A 3,935-nucleotide genomic window follows, 5' to 3' on the forward strand; every position below is an offset into this window, starting at 1 on the left:
CTCAGGTCCTTGAGGACTTTGATCGCGACCGATCGCTCCAAAATGATATCGTGTGCGCGAAAGACGGCCCCCATGCCACCGCGGCCGAGTTCCTTGTCCAGCCGGAACCTGCCGTTAAGGGTCGTACCGATCACTTGCCCACTCCCGCCTCAGCATCGCGCCGGTCCGTCCAAGTTAATAAGGCCCGATCATAATGACGCTCAGGCTGGCAAACAACGGAGAGCCGCGAAAAGGCATGGTTATTCCAGGGTTGCACGGTATTCAAAGGGTTGTGACGTAACCTCGTTCCCATGCTCTGCGTCATGCCTGACCCACATCGTTTCCGTTGCGCACCTCGTTCCCACGCTCTGCGTGGGGATGCCGTCTTCGACGCTCCGCGTCGGCATTTCCGCAGTTCGGGTTCGGCCTCCAAACCGGTCTGGCCTCCCGCACGGTCCGGGCTTCGGCCGGAGTACCGACGCTGCGCGCGAGTTGGGCGGAAGACGACGCGGAGCGTCGGAGACGGCATTTCCACGCGGAGCGTGGGAACGAGTTCTGCGACTCTGGTCTGCGATTTTAATCGACCCTGGATCGGTGTTTCCTCGCGAGATGGCCGATATTCTGAAGAAGACCCTGTTTTCATCTCACTGGAATATCTTGCCATGAGTGCGTCCACCCCCGTCCGCATCCTCGTGACGCCCTCCAGCGCCCTCGACAGGCTCGGCCGGTTCCAAGGGTTTGAGCCCGACGCCGATCGTTACCTCGGCGAGCTTCTCGCGCCGGGGATCGCGAGCTTCCGTCCCCGGCCGGACGTGGAGGACGACCCGTCGTACAAGCAGATCATCCCTTACGTGATCTTCCGCAGCGGTGACCTGATCTTCCGCTACACCCGAGGCAAAACGCAGGGCGAGGCCCGGCTCCACGCCAAGCAGTCGATCGGGGTCGGAGGCCATCGAGATCGTGTCCTGCGCGCTGACCGGCGCGGGGCTGTATTATTCGTTCAGCGGCGATGCCAAGGGCTGGTTCAACGCCTGAGGCGTGGCAGTGGTCAGGCCTTGCCGGCCCGATCCAGTGCCGCGTCGACACCGGCGGCCAGCGCATCGAGCGCGGCCGATGAGATGCGGCCGGTTGCCAGTGCATGGATCGATCCAACGACATCGCTGAAATTTCCGGTGACGACGGTGACATTGGGCATCGGTGCGGGCTTGGTGTCGCTCTCGCCGGCGATCAGCGCGACGATGATGCGGCTGTTCCTGCTTTTCTTCGCCAGCCGCCGGACCGCATAATGGACCATCGCATTCGACGTTTCGCCGACGTAGCAGATGCACAGCGCCGAGCGCTGTGACAGATCCAGCGAGAAGAATCGCGACATCGACAGCGCATCGGCTGCCTCGGCTTCTGCGCCAATGCCCTGCCGTTTGAGGAGCTGCGCCAGTACCAGCGAGGCGGCTTCGTCGAGCTTGCCGGAGCCGGGCAGGCACAGGACGGCGCCGGCGCTTTGCCACGCTTCCGGCAGGCGGTCGTTCTCAAACGGAACGATACTGCTTTCGAGCCGCGCCAGGCTGGAGCGGTCATCGATGGCTGTCGCAGTTTCTGCGACCATGACGTCTTCATGGCTGTCGAGATCGTCGACGACCTCGCTCACGGTTGCGAGGATGCGATCGAGCCGTTCCCCCGGCAACCGACCGAGACGGACGTCATGCTCGGCCAGCCGCAGACCCGGGAGCAGGATCTTGTCGTGATAGTCCGCCAGCGTGGCGGCTTCGAGATAGGTCTGCGCCTGCTGCGACGCTTCGATCGGATCGCCGGCCAGCATGCGTTGATACAGTAATTGCGGCGGCGTCAGCGCCGGCTGGTTGCCGAGCAGCACGTCGAAGAACTGCAGACGGTCAACGTGGCGCCCCACCACGACGAGGCAGATCGTCAGCGGCGTCGCCAGCACCAGGCCGATCGGTCCCCACAGCCAGGTCCAGAACGAGGCGGACAGGACAATGGCGACCGGCGACAGGCCTGAACTTCGACCATAGACGAGTGGCTCGACAATCTGGCCTGCGATCAATTGCAGCGTGGCAAACAGGGCGACCGTCATCAGTAGCATTCCCCAGCCGGACCCGACCGCGGCGGCGAGGATCAGCGGGAATACCGCGGAGATCGGAGAGCCGACATAGGGCACGAAGCGCAGAATGGTCGCGACCAGACCCCATAGCGGCGCGCTGGGTACGCCGATCAGTTGTAGGCCTATACCGATCAGCAGGCCGAACGACGCGTTGACGATGATCTGGTTCAGGAACAGCCGGCTCAGCCGCTGGCCGGCGTCGTCGAGCGCCGCGGTGGTGCGCTGCATGTCGTGCGAGCCGGCAAGCCTGATGAAGCGGTTTCGCAAATCCTGACGCTGCAACAGAATGAAGATGACGAAAATCACCACGATACCGGTGGTCGTCAGCGGCTGCAGCAATGGCTGGATGATCGCCACCAGCGTCGACAGCGTGCCGGGATCAGGTTGCCGGATCTCGACCGGAATCGGGCGGTCGAATGGCTGGCGCCGCAGGCCATCGATCGCGTTCCGGCTGGCGGAGGGATTTTGTAACTCGCTATCGAGTTCGCGCAGCACCTTGGAGGCGCGCTCCAACGTTCCCGATCCGCCGGTGGCCAGACCGCGCAACCCCTGGATCTTTTCGCGCAGGGTTTGCTGATAGCCCGGTAATTCCTCGGCGAGGCGGTTGGCCTGCGACACCATCAGGCCACCAAGACTGAAAATAATGGAAAATCCGATGAACACCGCGACCAGCACTGAAAGCGTGCGCGGCACGCGCCAGGATTGCAGCCGGATTACAAACGGCGCCAGCACGAAACTTAACAACACGGCCAGCGCGACCGGCACCAGAATCTCGCGGCCGAAATACAGCGCAGTGACGATCAGCGCGGCCATCGCCATGTTGATGAGCGCCGTCCCCGGCGCTTTGGGGAGACGGATCGGTGCAATGTCTGTCAATGAAATGTCCGGTCGGGTCCGGCAGGGACCTCGGTGCGAGCCTGGAACACAACTGCTGCGCCGGGCAAACGTTCCGCACCGACGTTGCTGCTACGCTCCGTCAGGCTTTGCCAAATTCCGGTCGATGGACGCGACGGAGTAGACCACGAAGGCATCATTCTTGCGGTGCGCAGGCACGGCGATTCCAGTGCATTCTTGCCGATCCGCGGTGGTAATTCTTACCGCCTGGGAAGAATTTGCCCGTGGTCACAAGTACTGACTCTCAGAAAACGCCCGCATTTTCGTTCACGACGTCTGGTACGACAATTGCTCAGAGGCGCTCGATGAAGTTTGAGTTCGGGGAATTTGAATGCAGATTACAAGCACGTCGGTCGCCGCATCGTATGTGGTGCCGGGCGCGAACCGGTCTCAGAAGGCAGAGGCCGCATCCAGTGCCTCAGTCGGCAATTCCGGGGCGGGCATTTCCACTTACGATTTCTCCAGCATGTCGCCGGCCGAGATGCGCAGCACGGTCAATGATCTAATCCGCAGCGGCAAGATGACCCTCGACGAGTCCAGTCCGCTGCTTGGCATGATGTCACCACCGGCGTCGCGATGGGCCGGCAGCGGTAGCGCACCAGCCGACGAAGCCAACCGCATGGACAATGAGCCGATCGATGCTTTCGCGACCTTGCGGGCGGGCATAACGGGGGCGCAATCGAGGGGGGACCGTCGCAATGTTGAAGCCCTTGGCCAGACATTGGACGCCCTGCTGCGACTTCAGGGAACCACGGCTTCGGTCGATATCCGCGCTTGAAAAAGGACTTTCGGATTCACCCCCGGATGCTGAAGTCACGGTGAAAATCATATAACGTCCCGTTCATGGAATGGACCGACGAAGGCATCGTGCTCGGGGTGCGCAGGCATGGCGAATCCTCGGCCATTGTCGAGCTTCTGACGCGCAGCCATGGCCGGCACCTGGGCC

4 protein-coding genes are annotated in these 3,935 nt (G+C 62.4%); 2 read left to right on the top strand and 2 right to left on the bottom strand.

Annotated elements, in window-relative coordinates; genetic code table 11:
• Positions 1–623 precede the first annotated feature (623 nt).
• Together Q0S16_RS00050 and Q0S16_RS00055 are read right to left on the bottom strand one after the other, a co-directional pair.
• The gene (locus Q0S16_RS00050; RefSeq protein WP_295843682.1) at positions 624–932 is read right to left on the bottom strand and encodes a hypothetical protein; all 309 of its coding nucleotides are present in this window, start codon (positions 930–932) and stop codon (positions 624–626) included.
• Positions 933–1,027: 95 nt separating this feature from the next.
• Positions 1,028–2,971: an AI-2E family transporter gene (locus Q0S16_RS00055; protein WP_295843684.1), complete on the bottom strand. Its 1,944-nt coding sequence runs from the start codon at positions 2,969–2,971 to the stop codon at positions 1,028–1,030.
• A gap of 349 nt (positions 2,972–3,320) precedes the next feature.
• On the opposite strand from Q0S16_RS00055, the gene Q0S16_RS00060 reads away from it, so the two are divergent.
• Together Q0S16_RS00060 and Q0S16_RS00065 are read left to right on the top strand one after the other, a co-directional pair.
• Positions 3,321–3,767, top strand: coding sequence for a hypothetical protein (locus Q0S16_RS00060; protein WP_295843685.1), 447 nt, complete (start codon positions 3,321–3,323; stop codon positions 3,765–3,767).
• A 65-nt stretch (positions 3,768–3,832) separates the two neighbouring features.
• A partial coding sequence (locus Q0S16_RS00065; RefSeq protein WP_295843687.1) for a recombination protein O N-terminal domain-containing protein occupies positions 3,833–3,935 on the top strand: 103 nt, incomplete at its 3' end.

Source organism: Tardiphaga sp., assembly GCF_025356345.1.
In the GTDB taxonomy this organism is placed as follows: domain Bacteria; phylum Pseudomonadota; class Alphaproteobacteria; order Rhizobiales; family Xanthobacteraceae; genus Tardiphaga.